This window comes from Rathayibacter sp. AC182, assembly GCF_979253875.1.
The window spans coordinates 127,528-146,962 of the sequence record NZ_CEEDEK010000006.1; the positions used below are offsets into that span (position 1 = coordinate 127,528).

The following is a 19,435-nucleotide window of genomic DNA, read 5'->3' on the forward strand; positions in this document are numbered from 1 at the left end:
GACGGCGTCGCTCTTCAGATGCACGAGACCCTCGCGAGCCCGGTCTCCGGTGTCATTACCGAGATGGTCGGCTACCGCCACCCCGAGCTCTCGGGCTACGGCGTCGAGATCGCCGAGCTCGACGCTCACCGCGTGCGATCCGGTCCAGCAGGCGCAGGTCTACGGCGACGTCCTCGCCGGGGCTCTCGCTTGCCGGGGTGACCGAGGTCAGCACGTGGGGATTCACGGACAAGCACCTCTACACCTGGCTCCCGGGGTCCAGAAGCCGCTGCTGTTCGACGAGGAGTACAACCCCAAGCCCGCCTACTTCGCCTTCCGCGACGCTCTGCGGCAGGACTGGTGCAGCTTCGGCCGCTGCGCCCGGCGTGGCCACCCTGTCCAACACCGGATGGAAGTTCGGGCTGAGCGATGGCAGCTACGACGTCCAAGATGAGCCTCCGCAACGGTGCACCCGGTGGCTACTACCGTCTCTACGAGAACGACGTCCTGGTGTCGGCTCGGCGACTCGACCTCCATCAACGCCTCGTCGCACGTCGGCGACGACGTCCTTCTCCGACAAAGCCGACGGCAAGCGCAAGTACCGCGCCGAGCTCATCAGCTCGCAGGGTGTGACGTCGACAAAGACCACCACCGTGCTGGTGAAGAACCTCGCACCGACCAAGCCCGTAGTCAGCGTGGACAACAAGGATCAGGACGGAACGTTCGTAGCGACTGCGACACTGAAGTTCGGGATCAACGGGACCTCGTACGCCTTCAAGCTGGATGGCCAGGTCGTCGGATCGGGTCCGCTGAAGGCCGCCACGCCGAACAAGCAGACCGCGCGGGTGTCCCTCTCGGGCATCGCCGCCGGCCCGCACACACTCACCGCCGTCTTCACCAATGCGAAGGGATCGACGGAGTCCAAGAAGCCGGTCACCGTGACGGTGCGCTAGCCGTCAGACACGGGCCACTCCCGCCGCGCCGCTCGGTGACTACACGTCGCCGGGCGGTTCTTCGTCCCCCGCACATTACGAACGATCATGTTGCAGGGGCGGCTGCCGCCGACCCTCTAACGTCGAGATCGGTGGCCAGCTCGAGATCGACGGCTGACAGGATGCCCGCCTCTGATGTCCAGCAGGCTGCAGCAGCACGGCGGCTCCGATCTCCGCGATCGGCTGCCGGACCGTGGTGAGCGGGGGCGAGGCAAGTTTGGCTTCGACGAGGTCATCGAGCCCGATGACGCTGAGCTGCTCGGGGATACTCAGACCGAGTGCGTGCGCCGCGGTGTACACGCCCAGGGCCATGTTGTCGTTGCAGGCGAAGACAGCGGTGGGCCGGGCGCTCGACCGCAACAGCTCCGCGGCCACCTGAGCGGTGGCCTCTCACTAGCTCACCATCCGCCGTAGAGGACCATCGGTCGCGCGTCGGGCAGGCGTTCGCGGACGCTGGACAGGAGTCCTCCTGTGCGTTCGCGACGGTTGAGTGAGATGCGGATCTCCGGCGACCACCGCGAGGTGTGGCCGTGGTCGATCAGGTAGCTCGCGGCGTCGTGACCACCGGCCCAGTTCGACGCCCCGACGCTCGGTGCAGAGCGAACAGGAGTGCCGGCAGGGTCGATGAGGACGAACAGGATGCGCGCTCGGTCGAGGAGCCGTCGTTCGACGGCGGTCGGCTGCTCGACGGCAATCAGGGCACCACGTGAACGATGGTCCACCGAGCCGCTCCACCCACGAGCGCCCTCCCGGCTGTCCCCGTTGCGAACCATGATGATGACCAGGTCGAGCGCGCTATCCGCTGCCACACGCTCCAGCGCGCCTCCGATCAGCGCGCTGGCCCGGGGTCCCGGACTTGGCGGGGAGAACGAGGTCGACCAGCTGCTCGGCGTTGAGCGCGTCGACTGCCGCAGACGGCACGCGACGGTATCCGACCTGCGCGGTTGCCTCCTGAACGCGGCTCGCGAGTCTACCGGCGAGACATCACCGCGATCCGTTAGAGAACCTTCGAGACGGTAGGAACGGACACCCCGGCGACTCGGGCGATGTCACGAAGAGTCGGAGCTCGTGCGCCGGATGGTGTTCCCATGAGGACGAGGTATCCCCGCCGAAAGCTTGCGCAATGCCGAGTGTCCGCTTCCTTCCAAGTACTGAGAAACCCAGAGCTGACAGCGCGAAATTATTTCGGGAACGGGTTGCTCGATATCGCCGTCGCCCTACGGTGAAATCGTCTTCCCGCCGCCCCCGAGCGGGGCGGGAACCGCGCCCGAAGCCGCACCTCACGACACCGGAGTCCTCGATGAATCACCACTTGATCGCTGCGAGCGACCTCTTCGTTCCTCGGGGATTCACTCTGGGGGCAGCGACCGCGGCCTATCAGGTCGAGCGCAGCGGCGAAGGATGGCCGAGGCCCCTCGATCACGGGACACACCTTCAGCCACACCCCTGGTGCCACCTCGGGCGGCGCGACGGGTGATGTCGCTGCCGGACACTACGGCCACGTCGAGACCGACCTCGACATCATGACCTCGCTGAAGCTCGACGTGTGCCGATTCTCGATTCTCCATGGTCGCGGGTCATGCCGACCGGCGAGGGGGCTGTCTGGCTGAGGCGGGCCTGGCGTTTTACTCCAACCTGATCGACGGACTTCTTCACCGCGAAATCAGCCCTGTGGTCACGCTGAACCGCTGGGATCTCCCTCCAGGCCGCTCGAGGACGAGTACGGCGGCTGGCGAGGACGCGAGACCGCCCACGCCTTCGAACGCTACGCAGAGATCGTCGGGGCGGGGTTGCGGGAGACCGCCGTGGCCAGCGTCTGGTCCGCTCACAGCGAGACCCTGGAACAACTCGTTCGCAGGATACGGGCCGCGGCGTGTTCGCCCCCGGGGATGAAGAGTCCTTGAGGATGCGCTGAAAGCAGCTCCTCACCTCAACCTTGCGCACGGCCTCGCCGTTCAGGCACTGGGGCGCACGATCACCAAGGACGACGCGAAGGTGTCGATCGTCCTCAACATCTTCCGCGTCGAACCGGAAACGCCCGACGACGCGGAAGCTGCTGGCGCTGTTCGACGCCGTCGCCAACCGCGTGTTCACCGGACCAGTCCTCGAGGGCGCATACCCAGCAGATCTGCTCGAGGACACCAAGGCGTTTCACGGACTGGAGGTTCCTGCGTTCAGCCGGGCGACGAAACGATCTGCCACCAGCCCATCGATCTTCTCGGAGTGAACTACTACCGAGATCATGCATATCCGTAGCCGAGCCGACTACGACCCGGCTCGCGAGCAGAAGGGCGGGACCGAGTTTCCCGGCTCTGAGCGTGTCGAGCCGTTCCGGCCGGAAGGCTTTGGCCGCACAGCCATGGGCTGGACCGTGGAACCGTGGGGGCTCGAGAATCGCCTCGTCGCGCTCTCCGCGCAGTGGCCCACCCTTCCCATCATGGTGATGGAGGGCGGCGCGGCCTTCGATGACGTCGTCACCGAAGTCGACCCGGTCGGCCCGCGGCGCTTCGACCTCAATCGCACGCAGTACCTCGCCGAATCACCTCGCCGCCACACTGCGTGCGCGGGATCGAAGGCGCGAACGTAGCCGGCTATCTCGTGCTGGCCGGCTCTTGGACAACTTCGAGTGGGCGGCCCGCGGGTACGAGCACCGCCGTCGAGATCGTCCGAGTGGACTACGACACCCTTCGCCGCACCCCCAAGCTCCAGCGCCCACTGGGTCGCCTGGAAGTGTGCCGCACGCGCACCGTGCCGGCGCTCGCGACCGTCGACCTGAGCGCCTGAAGCGCCTTCACGCGTGGGGTTCCACGGTTCGCATCGGATCTCCCGTCGCGGACGAGGTCCGGCGCTGTCAGAGCGTGATCGGTGGGAGGGTGAAGCTCCTTGTGGGGCCGTTTCCTCCGCGGGCTCGGTGAGCCCCGCTCGTCTCGTCAACTGCGGGGCTGAGGACGGGGCCGCAGCGTGGAACGCGTTTCTGAAACGACGTCCGGGTTCTGCGCGGTGAGCGCCCACCAGGATCGGGCGGCGGCGACGAGCTTCCCAGTAGGCGTCTGACAGCTGCGACCGGATCCAGGTCGGGACGATACTGGCGCTGAACCTGGAGGCCGTCCATCACGGCGATCCCCAGCGCCGTGACCAGCTCGAGGGCGCACCCCGGGAGGAACCACGCCGTCATCGGTACCGGGCTCACGCGTTTGCTCCTGAGCAGCGCGATAGTGAGTCAACGAAATACTTGTGCGCCGGGTGCGCCAGGTCGATCGCCTCCGCGGCCAAGGCGATGTACAGCGACGTCAGACCCTCGTGCTCGGCCGCGCTGGCGAGCAACCTTCCGAGATCGCGTCGCAGCGATCTTGGCGTCAGCTGATGTCGGCGCAGTTGCTCGGCAACGAGACGCATCCCGGAGGTTCAGCACCTCCACGAGCAGGTCCTCTTTGGTCCGAGAAGCAATGCAGGAGCAGGGCCTGAGACAGACCGACGCGCTTGGCGAGCTCCCGCATGGAGGCGTGGGTGTACCCGGACTCGCCAAACAGCTGAGCCGCCGCCGTCACGATCTCACGACGGCGCTCCACGCCCTTGCGGTACGGTCCGCGCGTTCTCGGGCTGGTGGGCATGTCCCCCACGATAACCCCCGCTCAGAAGATCTCCACGAAAAGCTTGTCATGCGACCAGGTTAGGGCGCACACCTCATCTCCGTCACCACCGAACGGCACCCGATTGAACGTTGGGCCAAGCTCGAGGATCGGGGCGTCCATCGCAACAGCTCACGCATGGACACGGCTGCCCGAGCGACGCAGTTCCGAACGGTGTGGCCCCTCGCACACAAAGGAGCGGGAATGCGATCAATCCCGAAGGCCCTCGTGCTGCTAGCCGCGGCGCCCCTGGTATCTTCTGGCTGGCTGCTACAAGCCCGGCGGCTCGAAGAACGACTCCGGCGCGGACGGCGCGGTCACCCTGTCCGCGATCTCGACGTTCAGCGAGTGGGGGTACGACGACCTGATCAAGGAGTACCAGGAGCTCAACCCGGACATCACCATCGAGCAGAACAAGTTCGCCACCAGCGGCGAGGCAGGGCAGGAGGAAGTTCCAGACCTCGCTCGGCGCCGGATCCGGCCTCTCCGACATCGTCGGCGTGGACAACAGCTGGCTGCCTCAGGTGCTCGAGAGCGGCGACCGACTTCGTCGACCTCTCCTCGCCTGATGTCGAAGGCCGCTGGAGCCAGTGGAACGTCGACCTGCAGCCACGTCCACCGAGCGGCAAGCTCTCTGGGCTACCGCGACCGACATCGGCCCGTCGTCCATCACCTACCGTGCAGACCTCTTCGAGGCGGCCGGGCTGCCCAGCGACCGCGAGTCGGTCGCGGCGCTCTTCGGCGGAGACGAAGCGACCTCGGGAACGTTTCTTCGCCGTGGGCCGAGCAGTTCCAGGCCGCGGGCGCTGGAGGTGCCGTTCTACGACGCTTCGGCCTCGATGATCGCGACCAGCTGGGGCGACCGGTGCGAGGTGCTTGTGGGAGGACCCCGACAATGGAGATATCATCGCCGGCACCAACCCGGATCTGAAGAAGATCTACGACGCGGCGATGGAGCACGACGACCTCTCGGCTCACCTCGCGCGCTGGACCGAGGACTGGGACAGCTCGTTCCAGGGCGACGGCTTCGCCGTGATGCTCTCACCGTCTTGGATGCTCGGCGTCATCGAGGGCAACGCGGCCGGCGTGACCGGCTGGGACGTCGCCGACGTCTTCTTCCCCGGCGGCGGCGGCAACGGCGGTGGCCTCCTACCTGACCGTGCCGACGCAGTCGGAGCACCTGATGAGGCCAAGGCCCTCGCGGGACTGGCTGACCGCTCCCCGAGCAGCAGCTGAAGGCCTTCGAGTCGACCGGCAACTTCCCCAGCCAGGTGGAAGCCCAGCAGAGCGAAGAGCTCCAGCAGGTTACGAACGAGTTCTTCAACAACGCGCCCGTCGGCCAGATCCTCACTAACCGTTCCGCGGCGATCACGGAGATCCCCTTCAAGGGCGACAACTACTTCGCGATCACCGACGCTTTCAATAAGGCGATCAACCGCGTCTCCGTCGACAAGACACAGAATGCGCAGGAGTCCCGCCAGGACATGTTCCTGGATGAGCTGGGCAACCTCGAATAGGCCCTGACATCCCCCGTAGGTGAGGGGCCGCGCTGACGCGCGCGCCCCTCGTCGCTTGAAAAGAGAGTGAACTCCATGTCCGACCCTGTTGCGAACGCGACAATGCCGCCCGAGTCCGCACCACAGCCGATCTCCCCATGGAGAAGAGCGGCTCGGCCGCTGGGACTTCAAGGCGCCCCTACGCGTACATCGCGCCGTTCTTCATCGTGTTCGGCATCGTCGGACTCTTCCCACTCCCTCTACACCGCCTACGTCTCGCTCCACGACTGGGACCTCATCGGCGGGCAGGGCGACTTCGTCGGCCTCGACAACTTCACGTTCGTCCTCAGCCGGCCGGTCTTCTGGACCTCCCTCGGCAACACTCCCTGAGCATCTTCCTGCTCTCCCGACCATCCCGCAGATCGCGATCGCCCTGGTAGCTATCGCGAGCGTGCTGAACGCCAACATCCGCGCAAAGACGTTCTGGCGCATGGGTGTCCTGCTGCCCTACGTCGTCGTCCCCGTCGCACGTCACCCTCATCTTCTCCCGCCTGTTCGCCGATCAGTCAGGACTCGTGAACGCTGTCCTCGAGCTGGGTAGGTGTAGACGCGATCGGCTGGCACCGCGACAGCCTTCCCTCGCACGTCGCGATCGCCACGATGGTCAACTTCCGTTGGATCGGGTTCAACACCCTCGTCCTGCTCGCCGCGATGCAGGCCATCCCCCGCGAGGCACTCTACGAAGCGGCAATCATCGGCGGCGCCGGCCGACTGCGGCAAGTTCGTCTCGCCGATCACCGTCACCCTCAGCGTGCGACCGACCATCTACATCTTCACCGTGACCATCACGTCCACCATCGGCGGCCTCCAGATCTTCGACGAGCCCAGAGCTCTACGGCCGCCCAAGGCCTCGGCGGCAACTCCGGACAGTGGAAGACCATCCGCCACTCTACCTCCACGAGCTCGGCTGGAACCAGCAAGCGACTCGGCCGCGCGGCAGCCGTGGCCTGGCTGCTGTTCATCCTCATCGTCGTCTTCGCCCTGGTGAGCAATTGGCTCTCCCGCCGCATCGCCTCCGGCGACGCACCGCGCCCACCCGCAAGACCCGCCGGACGTCTCGGGTGAACGAGGCCGCCAGCGCCACCCCGATCGTCAGCACCAGCCTCAACATCTCGACCGACGAAGTTCTTGAGGAGGACGCCATGACCGCCCCCTCCGTCCCCTACATCCACCAGACGGCCGGCCCAGGCGCCGCGAAAGCGGCCTCCCGTCGACGCGACAAAGGCACCACGGGGGACAAGCCGAAATGGGTGACCTACGCGCTCCTCGGAGCCGTCATCCTCATCTCGGTCCTGCCGCTGGCCGCCACACCGGCGTCCTCCTCGCGTCGAATGCACTCGGCCGAGGTGTCACAGGAACCCCATCCCCTCCGTCATCTCCCCGGCGGAGAACTCGCCAGCAACCTCGTCCAGACTCTTTCCCGAGTCCGACATCGACCTGGTGAGAGGCCGCCTGGAGACTCGTTCTTCGTCTCGGCTGTCCACCGCCGTGGCCGTCGTCTTCTTCTCCACCCTCGCCGGCTTCGCGTTCGCGAGGCCTCCGCTTTCCGCACCGGCCAGGTCCACACCCTGCTCGCCTTCGTCGTGGCCACCCTTGCCGTCCCGACCCAGCTCGGTGTCGTCCCGCTCTACATCGTGATGCGCGAACTCAGCGGACTCGTCGGCAACCTATGGGCGGTCATCCTGCCCGGCATCGTCACCGCATTCGGTGTCCTACCGGATGACGCAGTACCTGTCGGCTGCCCTCGCTTCGAACTCATCGAAGCGGCCCGTATCGACGGCGCGTCCACCTTCCGCACCTTCTGGTCGATCGCCTCTTCCCGCGGATTCGCCCCGCCGCCTCGATGCTGGGCCTGTTCGCCTTCATCGGCGCGTGGACGGGGCTACTTCTGGCCGGCCATCGTCCTCGGACCCCAAAACCCCACCCTGCCGGTCGCGCTCCAGCTCCTGCAGACCGGGTTCTTCAAGGACATCCCGCTGATCGCGACCGGCGTCCTCGTGTCGATCGTGCCGCTGCTGGTCCTCTTCCTCATCCTCGGCAAGCTTGCTCGTCGCCGGCGTCATGCAGGGCGCAATCAAGGGCTGAGAGGCCTCAGCCGCCCTCTCCGCTCGGCGTCGATGCCGACCTGACAGCACGAAGCGGATTGCCGCATGACCACCACCACCGCACGCACCGAAGAGGCCTGCCGAGACCTCAACGGAAACGGCCAGATGGACCGCTTCGAGAGACCCGCTACTGAGCGCCTGCAGGAGCGCACCGAGGACCTCCTGGTTCGCCTCGAGCCTCGAGGAAAAGATCGGTCTGCTCTTCCACACCGTCGGTGAAATCGGGCCGGACGGTGACCTACTGGAGGAGCCGGGCGCGATCGGCAAGTCCCGACCGAAGTCGTCCTCGACCGCTACATCAACCGCACTTCAACGTGCACCGCATCAGCAGCGCGCGCGAAGCCGCACATTGGAACAACGCGCTGCAGCGGCTCGCTGCCCGGAGCGCTACGGTATCCCGGTGACCATCTCCGCCCGACCTGCCACGCTTTCGTCGACAACGTCGGAGCGTCCTTCACCGCCGGCCCCTTCTCGCAATGGCCGGACGCTCTCGGCATGGCCGCGCTCCACGACAGCGACACCGTCCGAGACTTCGCGGAACGCCGCCCGCGACGAATACCGCGCAGTCGGCATCACCATGGCGCTGCGCACCCCGGTCGATCTCGCGAGCGAGCCGCGCTGGACACGCCGGCTCCAATCGCTGGCCGCCGACCCCGACCTCGCCGTGGACTTCACCACCGCCTGCCTCGAAGGCTTCCAGGGACCCGCGCTCGACGCCTCCGGCGTCGCCTGCGTCACCAAGCGCTTCCCGGGCGCCGGCCCCAAAGGACGGCGAAGACGCTCACTTCCCCTACGGACGGGGACTGGATCTATCCCGCCAACGCGTTCGGTGTTCACCTTCGCCCATTCGAAGTAGCCATCGGCAACGGCACCGCGGCGATCATGCCCTGCTACGGCGTGCGCCATCGGCCTGGAAATCGACGGCGAGCCTCATCGAAGAGGTCGGCTTCGGCTACAACAAGCAGATCCTCGCCGGCCTGCTTTGCGGGAGAAGGCTCGGCTTCGAGCGGCGTGATCCTCACCGACTGGGAACTCGTCAACGACAACATCGTCGGCGACCGGGTCCTCCCCCGCCCGCGCCTGGGAGTCGAGCACCTCGACGCTCGCCAGCGGATGGTCAAAATTCTCCGAGGCCGGCGCCGACCCGGTTCGGCGGCGGGCAGTCGCTGCCCAGAACTCCTGATCGAGCTCGTGCACGGCGGCGGCATCTACTGAAGCCCAGATCGGCGAATCCACGCCGCGGCGCGTGCTGCTGGTGAAATTTCAGCTTGGACCGTTCGACAACCTTCCTTCGAAATCGAGCCGAGGAAGCGGCCGCCGCTCTCGTCGGCGGCCGCCACCCTCGCGACGATGCCGGCCTGGAGGCCCGGTCGCGATCCGTCGTCGTACTGAAGAGCGGCCAGTCAGAGGACGCACCAGCCCTGCCGCTGACGCCCGGCATGAAGGTGTACTCGGAGGGAATCGATCCCCGGCGTGCTCGCCCAGTTGGGCTCTCCCGTCGCTCCCGTCGGCGACGCCGATATCGCCGATCATCCGCATCGAAGCACCGTTCGAACCCAGAGATGATCCTGTTCGCTGGAGGAAACTGGCCCTACTTCCACCAGGGATCGCTGGAGATGCGACCGGGACTGGTTCATCGCCTGCGCACCATCGCGAAGACCGTTCCGCTGGTCCTCGGCGTCGCACTCGACCGGCCCGCACTCCTCGCGCCCATCGTGGAGGCTCTGGCCGGGCTCACGGTCACCTTCGGTGTCTCCGACGAAGCACTGGTGACCGCTCTCACCGGCCAAATCAGCCCCGCGGGGCGGCTTCCCCGGTCGAGGTCCCGCTCTCGATGGAAAGCATCCGCGACTCCGCCCCGGATGCTCCCTCGAGCACACGGGACCCGCTCTTCCCGATCCGGGTTCGGGCTCGATCTCGCCTGAAGAGCGACATCGGGTAGGAGCGGTGAGCAGACGGCGCACCGTGCTGCCGACAGCCGCTCCCTACCCGGCCTCTCTCGAACCACACACTCGCTGCAGGCAGCAGCCCGGCGGGAAGGCTCGCCACCGACGCGAAAGTGTGCGCCTGCCCCTCTGAAAGGACGACGATGACCAAGCTCGGCTGACACTGATCGAGGAGCACTCTCTGCAGAACGCGCCCTACCGCAGGACGCCTCTCGCCCATCGCGGACCACGTCGCCGACCTCCTCGGTCGCATGACAGCCGCCGAGAAGGCCGCGCAGCGGTATCCCCCTAGCACGGGCGATGGTCGACACGCGCACCCCGCCGGACACCGGCTGGGGAGTCGTCACCGCCAGCCTGTGCTCACAGCTGCGGATGCCACCGCGCGCGAAGCGCGCGACTTCGCCAACGACCTGCAGCGCGTGCGCGTCGAGAAGACGCGCACGGGGTGTCCCCGTCCTCTTCGCCGAGGAAGCGCTGGTCCTCGGCTTCAAGGTCAGCGTGCACGACGATGTTCCCCGAAGCCATCGCCCAGGCCTCCACCTGGAACCCCGACCTGATCGAGCGCATGGGCACGCCGCCGATCGGTACCCAGATGGTCTCCCTCGGCGCCCGGCAGGCGCTGTCCCCGCTGGCAACGGACGTCACGCCCAGGACCCGCGCTGGGGCCGAGTGAGCGAGACATACGGTGAGGACCGGCTGCCTCGTCGGCCAGATCGCGTCGGCCTTCGTGCGTGGCATCCAGGGGCCGTCCCCGACCGCCCCGTGATCGCGCCACCCTGAAGCACTTCGTCGGATACGGTGCCCGGCGACGGCGGCCCGGAGCGCGCCGAAGCGGCGAACATCCGGAAGGCTGGAGAGCTCCGAGAGGTCTACGGGCGCCCGGTCGAGACGGCGATCCGCGAGGGCGGGGCCGCGCGCCGTGTCGCCCTCTATAACGACCTCGACGGCAGTCCCGTCTCGAGGGTCGACTGATCCTTGCTCGCGGGTCTGCTCCGTGATGAGTACGGCTTCACCGACGCCTACGTCATCTCCGACGCTCGAAGCAGTCCCCCAGCTCCGCACCAAGCGCGGCACCGCCGAGGGCGTCGCCGCCGCCTACGCCCAGGCCTTCACCGCCGGCATGGACGTCGACCTCGCCAACCGCGGCATCCGCGGACAAGATCCTGCAGGCCCTCCAGGAAGGGTCTGCGCTGCGAGGCACCACCCTCGACCGTTGCGGTCTCCAGCGTGTTGGCGGCGAAGTTCGAGCTCGGTCTCTCCGAGAACGCCTACGTCGACGCCGACGCAGTCCGCCAGGCCCTCGACTCGGACGAAGGCACGCGCGCTTGCACGAAGACGGTCGCGGCGGAATCGATCGTGCTGCTGCAGAACGAGGCCCGTCAGCGGGAGGCCCTACTGCCGCTTCCGGCTGATCTCTCCTCCATTGCCGCGTCGTCGGCCCGAACGCCGACCGTCCGCTCGGCCAGCTCGGGCACTACGGCTACCACGTGCTCGACAGCATGACCGTCCAATTCGCCGCCGCCAACGACCCTCAATCCCGAGCCGCAGACACCGAAGGACTCGCCGGCGCCGGTCCCGACGACGCGAAGCTGCTCGTCGAGGTGAGTCCCGGTCGTGACGTTCCTCGACGGCATCCGCCGCGCGCTCGCGCCGGCGCTTCGACGTCGACGTGCTCTACCGCACCCGGCAGCCGCATCGCCAGCGGCGACCGCACCGGCTGCGACGACGCCGGTGCGAGCAGCCCAGTCCGGCCGAAGTCGCGATCGTCCACGTCGTCGGCGACCAGTCCGGCATCAACAGCCTCGGAACCACGTAGGCGAAGGCCTGGACAGCTCAGACCTCACCCTGCCCGGAGTGCGGCGCGAACTGGTGGAAGCAATCGTCGCCAACGGGAACACCCACGATCGTCGTGCTCAGCCACGGTCGACCGTTCACGCTGGGGTGGATGGCCAGGGTCGCGTGCCCGCCATCCTCACCACCTGGTTCGGCGGAGAAGAAGCAGGAAACGCCACCGCCGCAATGCTCTTCGGAGACACCGACCCCGCACAGGCCCCGCCTCCCCATCGCAATGCTGCTGAATCAAGCGGCGCCGCCCCCGTCACCTACGGACGCAGCCTCGAAGGGCCGGCATACGTCGACGGATCCATCCGTGCGCTTTACCCCTTCGGACACGGCCTCGGCTACACGACAGCTTCGACTACAGCGCTCTCACCCTTGACTCCCCCACTGTCCCCACCGACGGAACCATCCGCTTCACGTTCACCGTCAGCAACACGGGTCAAGGTCGACGGAGAGGAAGTCGTCCGGGTCTACGGGCACGACGTCCACGCGCGAGGCTTGTCCGCCCTGCCCGCATCGCTTCTCGCCTTCCCGACCGTGTGTCGCTCCAGCGCGGAGGGACACGACTCCTCTCGATCGAGATACCCACCACTCTGTTCGCCCTCTGGGACAAGCGAGAAGGGTGGCTCGTTGAGCCCGGCCAGGTGGAGCTCTTCGTGAGGGCGGTCCTCGGCGGACATCGCTTCGACGGCAGACGTGCTCCTCACCGGCGAAGGCATACGCCGTGGAACCGTCCCGACGCACACGGCCGGGCCGCGTCGCGCTCCGGCGCCTGAGGGAGACCGAACATGCAGATTCAGAACAAAGTCTTCGTCATCACAGGCGGCGGCAACGGAATGGGCGAGGCGGGTCGCCCTCCGAGATTCTCCGAAGAGGCGGCCACGTCGCAGCGGTCGACCTGAACGAAAGCGGACTCACCGAGACCCGCACGCTCGCGCGGACCACAGCCGATCGTCTGAGCGTTCACACTGGCGAACGTCACGGACACGGCTGCCGTCGCGGCGCTGCGCCACGAGGTTCTCGCTCGGCACACTCACCTCGACGGCTTGATCAACATCGCTGGCATCATCCGCGCAGGTTCGCCCCGTTCGAGGAACTTTCCATCGACGTGACCGAGCGTGTCATGGGCGTCAACTTCTGGGGCACGGTCCAGCGTCTGCCGGGAATTCCTGCCGACCTTGAAAGCCCGTGACCTCCGTACTGGTCAACATGTCGAGCCTCTCAGCGCTCATCCCCTTCGCCAGCCAGACCTTCTACGGAGCCAGCAAGGGCGCCGTCAAGCAGTTCAGCGAGGGGCTGTGCGCGGAAGCGCTCGGCACCGGCCTCACCGTCTCGACCATCTTCCCCGGCAACATCTCGACGAATCTCACCGGCAACTCCGGAGTCGCGATGATCGATGCAAAGGGAAAGAAGGTTCGAGCGACCACACCAGAAGCCGCGGCGCGCGCCATCGTCGACGGGATCCGAAAAAGGCAAGTTCCGGATTCTCGTTGGAAGTGACCGCGCGCCTCCTGGACTGCCTCGTCCGACTGGCCCCGCGGTGGGCGACTGGCATGGTCCGTCTCGCCGGCAGATGGCGGCTGTGCTCCCGACCATCACTTACTCGATCAGTGGCCCCACGGCCATGGCTCCAATTGATCGGTCTAAGTCAGTCCGCGGGTGCCTCGTCGTCGGCCGTTGTCAGCCCTGCTCGTCCGGCGGGAACATCCCGGTCGGCGGGGCTTGGCGTAAGGGAAGCATGTCGCCTGGCCGGTTCTCGTCCGTCGACGTCGCGAAGGGGCCGTTGGGTGAGAGTAGGACTCGCATGTGCGGATCAGATGATTAATCCAGTAGGCGCTCAAAGACCCGGCGCTCGTTCGAATCTCCTCCCACATCCCGCCAGAGGCTTCGATGCGGGTCAGCGCCTCGACACTGCTCCGCCGCTCAGCCGCCCACCGGTCGCCGGCGGCCTGGCCCTTGGCCGTCACCCGGCGCCGCGTGGGAGGGTCGGAGGAACTTGCGGACCCACTCGTCGGCGGATCCGAAGTACGTCGCCGGCCCCTCTTCCTCGTCGACGTCCTCCACCTCGACGGGGTGCAGGCTGACGGGTCGAGGCCGGAGCCGAGAGCGCATCCGTGTCGACATCGAACAGGTCCTCGTCGCTCATTTGCTCACCGCGGGAGAGTCGCGTCCTGGTCTGCGTCGACGTCCGCCGCAGGCTGAGCCTGGCGCGGAGGCATGACCGTCACGACGAGGCGAGACGGGTGCGGCGTTCGCTGAGTCCGCTGCTGGCGTCGTGGGCGGCGATGGAGGCGTTGATCGCGGCGACCTGCTCCTTGGGGCCGTTGTACCAGGGGCACGGTGTCGACGAGGGCGGCGCGGGCGCCGGAGGAGAGCATGATCGCGCGTCCGCGGCCCATGCTGGTGAGGTCGGCGACTTCGAGGATTTTCCTCTCGCCGTAGCGCCGGGTGGTGGAGCGGACGCCCTTGTTGTTAGCTGGCGGAGGTGGTCTGCTTTGTCGTAGGTTGCCGATCAGCTCGGAGAGGGTGCGCAGGGAACTCGTCTTCTGCGACTCCGCCCGCGTACAGCTTCACGTTCGCCGCGGACCACAGCTTGAGCATGCCCTCCTTCCCGAACACGCCGACGCCCTGGGACCAGGACTGGAACACGGCCATGATCGGGATCCCGCGCGAGCCGTAGTGGGAGTACAGGTCGGGGAGGTCCTTCCACGCGGCAGACGTTCGCGGCCTCATCGAGAACGGCAGCGAGCGGCGTCGCGAGGCGCCCGCCCCGGGAACGTGCCGCGTGCATCCTCCGCGGCCTCGATCGTCGCGGCGGTCGGGGCGGTGACGAGGGGGCCGGCGGTGCCGCGCGCCTTCCCTTCGACAGCGAAGTACAGCGTCTGGGTCGACGTGACGAACGTCTCGGGGACGAACTGGGGACGGGTGTCGTTCGGGGCGGGCGTTCACCCAGTCGGCGGTCGCGGCGCTCTTCAAGCCACACGGCCATGCCCTGCGCGGTCGAGGTAGATCCCGTCGCGGGCCTTGTCGGCGGTGTTCATGATGCCGCGGACCGCTCGCGCGTTCGTCGAGGTAGCCGTTGTCGTGCAGGAGCTCGACGGGGGTCTCGTCCTCGACGGAGGTCGAGTTCCCGAGGCACAACTGACTGTTGCTCAGCCAGTCCCACAGGCTGTGCGGGACTGTGTTGCCCAGCTCCGCTGAGGTCGATCGCGGCGATGATGTGCCGCTCGTCTGGCAACGCGAGACGCTCGGCGTCGGGGAGCGCGTCATAGGTGTAGGTCGCCACAGCGATCCGGGGATGCTGCCCGACTGAGGGCGTAGCGGACGATGTGCTCGTCCTTGTCCCCGCAGATGAGGATGCCGATGGTCGGGGCGTGGCTCGGTCGTCTGAGCCGTTCGTCGACGAGCGCGATGTAGCCAGAACCCGAGTTGGCCAGTGAACGCGGGCTCGAAGTCGCCCTTTTTCAGCTCGACGACGACGTAGCGCAGCTGCTCGGTGTGGAAGAAGAGCAGGTCGAGGTAGAAGTCTCGGCCGCTGACGTCGAAGTGAACCTGGCGGCCCGCGAAGGTGGATCCCGGTGCCGGGCTCCTGGAGAGTTTCGGCGATACGGTCGAGGAGGGCGCTCTCCATGTCGCGCTCGGCGGCATCTTCGGTGAGGTTGAGGAAGTCGAAGACGTAGGGGTCCTTCGCGATCTCCCGTGCGAGCGGCGATCTGCGGGCGCGAGCCGGTCGACGTAGTTCGACGGCGCCCGGCCGGCCCGCTCCAGGGTCTGGTTCTTCACGTGGTTGAGCAGCATCGACCGTGTCCACGAGGCTCTCTGCTGCGGCGGCGGCGGCCGGCGCCGCGCGCGTCAGGGGTGGAGAGCTTGTCGAGGAGGAGGCGGACGTGGCCCCGGGGCAAATGTCCCACAGCCTGTGGGACTTTCTCCCGGTCGGGCCAGGCGGCGGCGAAGGCGCGCATCGCCGAAGAGGTTGCTGCGAGACAGACCGGTCATCGCCGGGAACTCTCGGCGCGGGTCTTCCGCGAGCCTGGCCGAGGGACTCTCGTGCCCCACGGCTCCTTCGCCTGCTGGTCGAGGATCGCGCCGACCCAGGCGTCCCAGTACAGGCTGATGAGCTGCGCGTTCACGGTGCGCTGAGCGCGCAGCTGCGCGTCCTGAACGCGCGACGTCAGCGAACACGCAAGAACGGCTCGTAGCCGTTCGGCGGTTCGATGTCGCGTCCAGTCATCCCGCAATTGTCCCGGATCCGCGACGAAGCGCCGGCCGCGGCGATGAGGATGGCGTCCAACAGGCTGTTGGACTCCACGCGCAGTTGCTCCGCCGCGGTCGTCGACGACCGGATGCGACGCGATCTGGATCGACCCGCGGTCGGGATCCTCATCTGGGGTGGCCACGACAAGCACTCCGTCCGCTTCGCCCGCGGCCAGACCGGCTCCCCCATGGCCGTCTCCAGCTACACCCGCGAGATGGCCTCCCACTGGCAGAGCGGGCGGCGAGTCACCGACGGCCGAGCAGATCACTGCAGCCCTCGACGGGCCCGCCTGGGGGAACCGCCGCGGCTAGCGGGGCGAACCCCTCGCCCACCGGCGCAGCATCGGCCTGGGCTGGCGAGATGCCTTTCCTAGCTCCTCGGAGATCGGGTGGTGTCGGAGGCCCGCTTCGAGGTGTCAGCGGCCTGGCTTGGATCGTTCGATCCGAGTCCCCTGGCCGCGGCTGCCGCGGAGTTGAGGGGACACGCGTGCGCTTCGTGGGCTCCGCGCCGCGGGCGTGGGAGTGGCGAAGGATGCGTCGACCGTCATCCGCGCGTTCACCTGCTCCTCCGGCACGTTCTGGGCCTGCATCGTCGCTGCCGTGTGCGCACGGCGCTCGGCGCTTGTCGTACGCAAGTTCCCCTTCGGATCGAGCCGCGACTACGCGCCCCTCCTCAGTCGGCGCCGGAGCGTCGTCCGGGTCGCGGAGCGCGCTGTCGTCGCGGTGAGGGCGACCTGAGCCCTGGCGTCCGCAGCGAGGCTGCGCAGCTCCTCGGAGCATCTGCGTGGGCGTGCCGCCGGCTCTGCATCACGGTCGTACTGGGCGGCCTGCTGCTCGAGCTCGTCAGCGTCGTGCGGAGTCGACGGGGACCTCGGACGCCGTGATCTGGTTTGAAGCGTCATTGGCGCGGTCGAGGCGGTCGGCTTCCTCGATCATTACCTGGGCCTCGGTGACGTCACGGCGGGATTGTGCCGCTCGGCGTCCTGCAGCGACGGTGAGGCCGCCGGCATGGTCGGTGCGCCACTCCTGCACGAGAGCCGCGCGGGCGGCTTCAGCCACCGCCGGGTCCGCCGACTGCGCCCGGCCATGATCATCGAGGCGACGGCTGTCACCAGCGCGGTGATCCTGGTAGCCGACCGGATCGTTGGCGCGCTTCCACTCCTCCGCGACCTCAGCTCGGGCGCGGGGACGTCGCCGGCGACCGCCGCGCGGTAGTCCGCGATGAGCGCACGTTCCGCCGGGGTTGGGCTCGCGGATGTCGCCGACGGGCATCTTCAGCCAGGTCATCGTCGTGTCCGGTGGTATCCATCGAGCGCGGCAGGTGGAGAACCCACTGCTTCGCGAGGTCCAGCTCGGTCGGGGTGTCGCGTGCGATGCCCTGCAGCTCGGCGGTAGTAGGCGCCGTAGCGCTCCTTCGCCTCCGACGCGATCAGTGCGCTGGCGGACGCGATCTGCAGGTCCGCGTCCTTCCAGTGCCGCCGCCGTCTCCGCGACGCGGGCGACGTCGTGCACGGTCGCCTGATCCCACCACTGGGGATCGTTGACGACGGTCACCGCCTGCCGTGCGGACGCCCGCTCGCCCTCGTAACGGGCGGCGAGCTCACGCGCCTGCTATGGCGCTGCGCTGTTGCGCTTCGCGCATCGCCTCCTGGTACGCGCGGGCCAGCTTCTCGCCGAGCTGGATCGCGATGGTGGGCGCGATCCAGTGCGGACGAGGTTGGTGGACTCCTCCACGCCTCCGTCGTCGTCGGCCGCAGTGGATTCCTCCGCTTCACTAGTGTCGGTCTAGCGGTCGTGTCCGTCGCGCTCGCGCGGCTCGGCGCCGCGCTGCGGGGCAGCGGTCCGAGGTGACGTTCGGCTCCGCCTTCGTGAGCTTCGTCGGGACGGGAGTCCCTGTCGCGAAGCTCGCCTGCCGCCGTTTCGCGCGCTCGGCGGGTGTCCTCGGGCAGAGCTTACTCCCGGAGGCGTTCTTCCTGAGGATCTGCGCGCTGTAGCCCTCGTGGACCGTCTTCCGGCTGGTTCCGAGGATCGTCCCGGCGAGCGCTCGCGGGTGCGGCGGGCGTCGCCGGCGGCCTTGTGGGCGTCCATGATCGCTCGCGTGGTGCGCACGATCTGGCGCAGCAGCATGGCTTCCTCGGCGGCGCTTGTTCCGCTTCCCGGCGGTCGCGAGGATCAGCATCGTCGTACCGGCCATCGACGGCATCCCCGCCGGCCGCGGCGTCGGCTCGATGCGCCCGCAGATGCGCGCGGGACGGGCGAGGGTCCGCGATGCTTCAGCGAGCGGCCCGGGTGTCGGCTCGAGGCGCCTCGACCATGCGGCGTAGGCGCCGGATGCTTCGCGGGCCGCGTGTGCTCCAGATCGCGCGATCGGCGGGGTCCGCGCTCGGACTCAGGCAGTCGCTGCGGCCGCCCCCATGTCCTCCGCGTAGGAGGAGTAGAGATCGCTAGAGAGCTCTGGCCGATTCGCGGCCGGGCGCAACGGGCTCGTAGCGCCACGGGTTCTCGCTGTCGCGCGCCACTCATCGACCGCTGTCTGCGCGGACTGAGGTGAGTCCGGCCAACCTTTCCGCAGCTCCGGGAGAGTGAGATCTCGGGCGAGCTTCCCGCCGCCGTGCCACACCACCGGCGTGCCCTTCCCGGGACGCAAGGCGACCGAGTAGCCGGCGACGACATCGTCGCGGCCCGCCGCGTAGCGCGGGCGGATGAGCACCCCGGACTGACGCATCCGGCGCACGAACTCCGCCTCATCCGCTGATGCAGATGCCGACGAGCGGACCGCGCGCTCGAGCCGGCGAGCGTCGACCTCGACAGCGCGCCGCGGCGCTGCGCGGACTCGCGCGCGCCTGGCTGCACACCGCGCTCCCCCAGCTCACGCTCGGGCGCGTGCAACGGTTCGAGCCCGTACTCCTTCTCCAACTGCCGGCTGACCCTCTGCGAAAGCGCCTTGTCATACGCGACGTGCGCCTTCGTCCCGTCGGCGCGCACCGCGGAGACAGCGATGTGGATGTGGTCGCTGCCGTTCTTCGACAGACCGTGCCGCACGGCGATCCACCGGCAGTCGGCCTTTCCAGGAGGACTCGCCGGCGAACCCCATCCGGGTCCACGAAATCGGTCGCGATCCGTCCCCACTGCTCA

General features: G+C 67.9%; 34 protein-coding genes. 23 read left to right on the plus strand and 11 right to left on the minus strand.

The annotated features are described in order from the left end of the window. The first annotated feature begins 18 nt into the window (after nucleotides 1-18). Both AC0CII_RS25345 and AC0CII_RS25350 read left to right on the plus strand, forming a co-directional pair. Nucleotides 19-201, plus strand: a complete 183-nt coding sequence (locus AC0CII_RS25345; protein WP_465231342.1) for a hypothetical protein — start codon at nucleotides 19-21, stop codon at nucleotides 199-201. After that, the gene (locus AC0CII_RS25350) at nucleotides 198-932 is read left to right on the plus strand and encodes a hypothetical protein (protein WP_465231343.1); all 735 of its coding nucleotides are present in this window, start codon (nucleotides 198-200) and stop codon (nucleotides 930-932) included. Before AC0CII_RS25345 ends, AC0CII_RS25350 begins: the two co-directional genes overlap by 4 nt. 75 nt (nucleotides 933-1,007) lie before the next feature. On the opposite strand, the gene AC0CII_RS25355 is transcribed toward AC0CII_RS25350, so the two are convergent. The 3 genes from AC0CII_RS25355 to AC0CII_RS25365 form a co-directional block, all read right to left on the minus strand. Next, complete coding sequence (locus AC0CII_RS25355; RefSeq protein ID WP_465231268.1) at nucleotides 1,008-1,346, minus strand: substrate-binding domain-containing protein; 339 nt, start codon at nucleotides 1,344-1,346, stop codon at nucleotides 1,008-1,010. 23 nt (nucleotides 1,347-1,369) lie between these two features. Further along, nucleotides 1,370-1,693: a type 1 periplasmic-binding domain-containing protein gene (locus AC0CII_RS25360; RefSeq protein WP_465231269.1), complete on the minus strand. Its 324-nt coding sequence runs from the start codon at nucleotides 1,691-1,693 to the stop codon at nucleotides 1,370-1,372. A gap of 275 nt (nucleotides 1,694-1,968) precedes the next feature. Next, on the minus strand, nucleotides 1,969-2,061 hold the full coding sequence (locus tag AC0CII_RS25365) for a LacI family DNA-binding transcriptional regulator (RefSeq protein WP_465231270.1): 93 nt from the start codon (nucleotides 2,059-2,061) through the stop codon (nucleotides 1,969-1,971). A 328-nt stretch (nucleotides 2,062-2,389) separates the two neighbouring features. Here AC0CII_RS25365 and AC0CII_RS25370 point away from each other — a divergent pair, with 328 nt between their 5' ends. From AC0CII_RS25370 to AC0CII_RS25390, 5 genes are all read left to right on the plus strand, one after another. Continuing rightward, nucleotides 2,390-2,581 carry a family 1 glycosylhydrolase gene (locus tag AC0CII_RS25370; protein WP_465231332.1) on the plus strand — a complete coding sequence of 64 codons (192 nt, stop codon included), beginning with the start codon at nucleotides 2,390-2,392 and terminating at the stop codon, nucleotides 2,579-2,581. Next, nucleotides 2,538-2,864 (plus strand): family 1 glycosylhydrolase, encoded by a 327-nt coding sequence (locus AC0CII_RS25375; RefSeq protein WP_465231271.1) that lies wholly within the window; start codon nucleotides 2,538-2,540, stop codon nucleotides 2,862-2,864. The genes AC0CII_RS25370 and AC0CII_RS25375 overlap by 44 nt, the downstream gene beginning before the upstream one ends. Before the next feature lie 69 nt (nucleotides 2,865-2,933). After that, nucleotides 2,934-3,227 carry a hypothetical protein gene (locus AC0CII_RS25380; RefSeq protein WP_465231333.1) on the plus strand — a complete coding sequence of 98 codons (294 nt, stop codon included), beginning with the start codon at nucleotides 2,934-2,936 and terminating at the stop codon, nucleotides 3,225-3,227. Next, nucleotides 3,214-3,558, plus strand: a complete 345-nt coding sequence (locus AC0CII_RS25385; protein WP_465231272.1) for a hypothetical protein — start codon at nucleotides 3,214-3,216, stop codon at nucleotides 3,556-3,558. Before AC0CII_RS25380 ends, AC0CII_RS25385 begins: the two co-directional genes overlap by 14 nt. A gap of 11 nt (nucleotides 3,559-3,569) precedes the next feature. After that, nucleotides 3,570-3,755: a hypothetical protein gene (locus AC0CII_RS25390; protein ID WP_465231273.1), complete on the plus strand. Its 186-nt coding sequence runs from the start codon at nucleotides 3,570-3,572 to the stop codon at nucleotides 3,753-3,755. Nucleotides 3,756-4,327: 572 nt separating this feature from the next. On the opposite strand, the gene AC0CII_RS25395 is transcribed toward AC0CII_RS25390, so the two are convergent. Continuing rightward, nucleotides 4,328-4,582, minus strand: a complete 255-nt coding sequence (locus AC0CII_RS25395) for a TetR/AcrR family transcriptional regulator (protein ID WP_465231274.1) — start codon at nucleotides 4,580-4,582, stop codon at nucleotides 4,328-4,330. 894 nt (nucleotides 4,583-5,476) lie between these two features. Here AC0CII_RS25395 and AC0CII_RS25400 point away from each other — a divergent pair. From AC0CII_RS25400 to AC0CII_RS25470, 15 genes are all read left to right on the plus strand, one after another. Continuing rightward, nucleotides 5,477-5,836, plus strand: a complete 360-nt coding sequence (locus tag AC0CII_RS25400; RefSeq protein WP_465231275.1) for a hypothetical protein — start codon at nucleotides 5,477-5,479, stop codon at nucleotides 5,834-5,836. Between the two features lie 35 nt (nucleotides 5,837-5,871). Further along, nucleotides 5,872-6,117 (plus strand): hypothetical protein, encoded by a 246-nt coding sequence (locus AC0CII_RS25405; RefSeq protein WP_465231276.1) that lies wholly within the window; start codon nucleotides 5,872-5,874, stop codon nucleotides 6,115-6,117. A gap of 102 nt (nucleotides 6,118-6,219) precedes the next feature. Continuing rightward, on the plus strand, nucleotides 6,220-6,486 hold the full coding sequence (locus AC0CII_RS25410) for a hypothetical protein (protein ID WP_465231277.1): 267 nt from the start codon (nucleotides 6,220-6,222) through the stop codon (nucleotides 6,484-6,486). A gap of 270 nt (nucleotides 6,487-6,756) precedes the next feature. After that, nucleotides 6,757-7,221 (plus strand): hypothetical protein, encoded by a 465-nt coding sequence (locus tag AC0CII_RS25415; RefSeq protein WP_465231278.1) that lies wholly within the window; start codon nucleotides 6,757-6,759, stop codon nucleotides 7,219-7,221. Beyond that, nucleotides 7,218-8,285 carry an ABC transporter permease family protein gene (locus AC0CII_RS25420; RefSeq protein WP_465231279.1) on the plus strand — a complete coding sequence of 356 codons (1,068 nt, stop codon included), beginning with the start codon at nucleotides 7,218-7,220 and terminating at the stop codon, nucleotides 8,283-8,285. Before AC0CII_RS25415 ends, AC0CII_RS25420 begins: the two co-directional genes overlap by 4 nt. Before the next feature lie 21 nt (nucleotides 8,286-8,306). Further along, on the plus strand, nucleotides 8,307-8,480 hold the full coding sequence (locus tag AC0CII_RS25425; RefSeq protein ID WP_465231280.1) for a hypothetical protein: 174 nt from the start codon (nucleotides 8,307-8,309) through the stop codon (nucleotides 8,478-8,480). 181 nt (nucleotides 8,481-8,661) lie between these two features. Further along, nucleotides 8,662-9,117 (plus strand): glycoside hydrolase family 3 N-terminal domain-containing protein, encoded by a 456-nt coding sequence (locus AC0CII_RS25430; RefSeq protein ID WP_465231281.1) that lies wholly within the window; start codon nucleotides 8,662-8,664, stop codon nucleotides 9,115-9,117. Between the two features lie 155 nt (nucleotides 9,118-9,272). Further along, nucleotides 9,273-9,476, plus strand: coding sequence for a hypothetical protein (locus AC0CII_RS25435; protein WP_465231282.1), 204 nt, complete (start codon nucleotides 9,273-9,275; stop codon nucleotides 9,474-9,476). A 1,239-nt stretch (nucleotides 9,477-10,715) separates the two neighbouring features. Beyond that, nucleotides 10,716-10,880, plus strand: coding sequence for a hypothetical protein (locus AC0CII_RS25440; RefSeq protein ID WP_465231283.1), 165 nt, complete (start codon nucleotides 10,716-10,718; stop codon nucleotides 10,878-10,880). Between the two features lie 125 nt (nucleotides 10,881-11,005). Next, entirely contained in the window at nucleotides 11,006-11,179 is a 174-nt protein-coding gene (locus tag AC0CII_RS25445; RefSeq protein ID WP_465231284.1) for a hypothetical protein, read from the plus strand. A 3-nt stretch (nucleotides 11,180-11,182) separates the two neighbouring features. After that, nucleotides 11,183-11,710, plus strand: a complete 528-nt coding sequence (locus AC0CII_RS25450; RefSeq protein WP_465231285.1) for a hypothetical protein — start codon at nucleotides 11,183-11,185, stop codon at nucleotides 11,708-11,710. Nucleotides 11,711-11,876: 166 nt separating this feature from the next. Continuing rightward, complete coding sequence (locus AC0CII_RS25455; protein ID WP_465231344.1) at nucleotides 11,877-12,023, plus strand: hypothetical protein; 147 nt, start codon at nucleotides 11,877-11,879, stop codon at nucleotides 12,021-12,023. 8 nt (nucleotides 12,024-12,031) lie between these two features. Continuing rightward, entirely contained in the window at nucleotides 12,032-12,706 is a 675-nt protein-coding gene (locus AC0CII_RS25460) for a glycoside hydrolase family 3 protein (RefSeq protein WP_465231334.1), read from the plus strand. Next, nucleotides 12,640-12,822, plus strand: a complete 183-nt coding sequence (locus tag AC0CII_RS25465) for a hypothetical protein (protein WP_465231335.1) — start codon at nucleotides 12,640-12,642, stop codon at nucleotides 12,820-12,822. Before AC0CII_RS25460 ends, AC0CII_RS25465 begins: the two co-directional genes overlap by 67 nt. 412 nt (nucleotides 12,823-13,234) lie before the next feature. Continuing rightward, nucleotides 13,235-13,546, plus strand: coding sequence for an SDR family NAD(P)-dependent oxidoreductase (locus AC0CII_RS25470; RefSeq protein WP_465231286.1), 312 nt, complete (start codon nucleotides 13,235-13,237; stop codon nucleotides 13,544-13,546). 423 nt (nucleotides 13,547-13,969) lie between these two features. On the opposite strand, the gene AC0CII_RS25475 is transcribed toward AC0CII_RS25470, so the two are convergent. The 5 genes from AC0CII_RS25475 to AC0CII_RS25495 form a co-directional block, all read right to left on the minus strand. After that, nucleotides 13,970-14,170 carry a hypothetical protein gene (locus tag AC0CII_RS25475; protein WP_465231287.1) on the minus strand — a complete coding sequence of 67 codons (201 nt, stop codon included), beginning with the start codon at nucleotides 14,168-14,170 and terminating at the stop codon, nucleotides 13,970-13,972. A 26-nt stretch (nucleotides 14,171-14,196) separates the two neighbouring features. Then, a complete protein-coding gene (locus AC0CII_RS25480; protein ID WP_465231288.1) occupies nucleotides 14,197-14,445 on the minus strand; it encodes a hypothetical protein in 249 nt (82 codons plus the stop codon). Between the two features lie 73 nt (nucleotides 14,446-14,518). Continuing rightward, nucleotides 14,519-15,844, minus strand: coding sequence for a PDDEXK nuclease domain-containing protein (locus AC0CII_RS25485; protein WP_465231289.1), 1,326 nt, complete (start codon nucleotides 15,842-15,844; stop codon nucleotides 14,519-14,521). A 194-nt stretch (nucleotides 15,845-16,038) separates the two neighbouring features. After that, nucleotides 16,039-16,176 (minus strand): hypothetical protein, encoded by a 138-nt coding sequence (locus AC0CII_RS25490; protein ID WP_465231290.1) that lies wholly within the window; start codon nucleotides 16,174-16,176, stop codon nucleotides 16,039-16,041. A gap of 41 nt (nucleotides 16,177-16,217) precedes the next feature. Next, nucleotides 16,218-16,355, minus strand: coding sequence for a hypothetical protein (locus tag AC0CII_RS25495; protein ID WP_465231291.1), 138 nt, complete (start codon nucleotides 16,353-16,355; stop codon nucleotides 16,218-16,220). Between the two features lie 34 nt (nucleotides 16,356-16,389). Between AC0CII_RS25495 and AC0CII_RS25500 the strand changes: the two genes are divergently transcribed. Continuing rightward, a complete protein-coding gene (locus AC0CII_RS25500) occupies nucleotides 16,390-16,674 on the plus strand; it encodes a hypothetical protein (RefSeq protein ID WP_465231292.1) in 285 nt (94 codons plus the stop codon). Between the two features lie 469 nt (nucleotides 16,675-17,143). On the opposite strand, the gene AC0CII_RS25505 is transcribed toward AC0CII_RS25500, so the two are convergent. Next, the gene (locus AC0CII_RS25505; RefSeq protein ID WP_465231293.1) at nucleotides 17,144-17,854 is read right to left on the minus strand and encodes a hypothetical protein; all 711 of its coding nucleotides are present in this window, start codon (nucleotides 17,852-17,854) and stop codon (nucleotides 17,144-17,146) included. Nucleotides 17,855-18,472: 618 nt separating this feature from the next. Further along, complete coding sequence (locus tag AC0CII_RS25510) at nucleotides 18,473-19,429, minus strand: relaxase/mobilization nuclease domain-containing protein (protein WP_465231294.1); 957 nt, start codon at nucleotides 19,427-19,429, stop codon at nucleotides 18,473-18,475. Nucleotides 19,430-19,435 lie beyond the last annotated feature (6 nt).

Coding starts and splice junctions, on each gene's coding strand:
- AC0CII_RS25345 (WP_465231342.1), top strand. CDS start 19: ATGCACGAGACCCTCGCGAGCCCGGTCTCCGGTGTCATTACCGAGATG.
- AC0CII_RS25365 (WP_465231270.1), bottom strand. CDS start 2,061: ATGGGAACACCATCCGGCGCACGAGCTCCGACTCTTCGTGACATCGCC.
- AC0CII_RS25375 (WP_465231271.1), top strand. CDS start 2,538: ATGGTCGCGGGTCATGCCGACCGGCGAGGGGGCTGTCTGGCTGAGGCG.
- AC0CII_RS25385 (WP_465231272.1), top strand. CDS start 3,214: ATGCATATCCGTAGCCGAGCCGACTACGACCCGGCTCGCGAGCAGAAG.
- AC0CII_RS25395 (WP_465231274.1), bottom strand. CDS start 4,582: ATGCCCACCAGCCCGAGAACGCGCGGACCGTACCGCAAGGGCGTGGAG.
- AC0CII_RS25410 (WP_465231277.1), top strand. CDS start 6,220: ATGCCGCCCGAGTCCGCACCACAGCCGATCTCCCCATGGAGAAGAGCG.
- AC0CII_RS25415 (WP_465231278.1), top strand. CDS start 6,757: ATGGTCAACTTCCGTTGGATCGGGTTCAACACCCTCGTCCTGCTCGCC.
- AC0CII_RS25425 (WP_465231280.1), top strand. CDS start 8,307: ATGACCACCACCACCGCACGCACCGAAGAGGCCTGCCGAGACCTCAAC.
- AC0CII_RS25440 (WP_465231283.1), top strand. CDS start 10,716: ATGTTCCCCGAAGCCATCGCCCAGGCCTCCACCTGGAACCCCGACCTG.
- AC0CII_RS25475 (WP_465231287.1), bottom strand. CDS start 14,170: ATGTCGACACGGATGCGCTCTCGGCTCCGGCCTCGACCCGTCAGCCTG.
- AC0CII_RS25480 (WP_465231288.1), bottom strand. CDS start 14,445: ATGGGCCGCGGACGCGCGATCATGCTCTCCTCCGGCGCCCGCGCCGCC.
- AC0CII_RS25485 (WP_465231289.1), bottom strand. CDS start 15,844: ATGCTGCTCAACCACGTGAAGAACCAGACCCTGGAGCGGGCCGGCCGG.
- AC0CII_RS25500 (WP_465231292.1), top strand. CDS start 16,390: ATGCGACGCGATCTGGATCGACCCGCGGTCGGGATCCTCATCTGGGGT.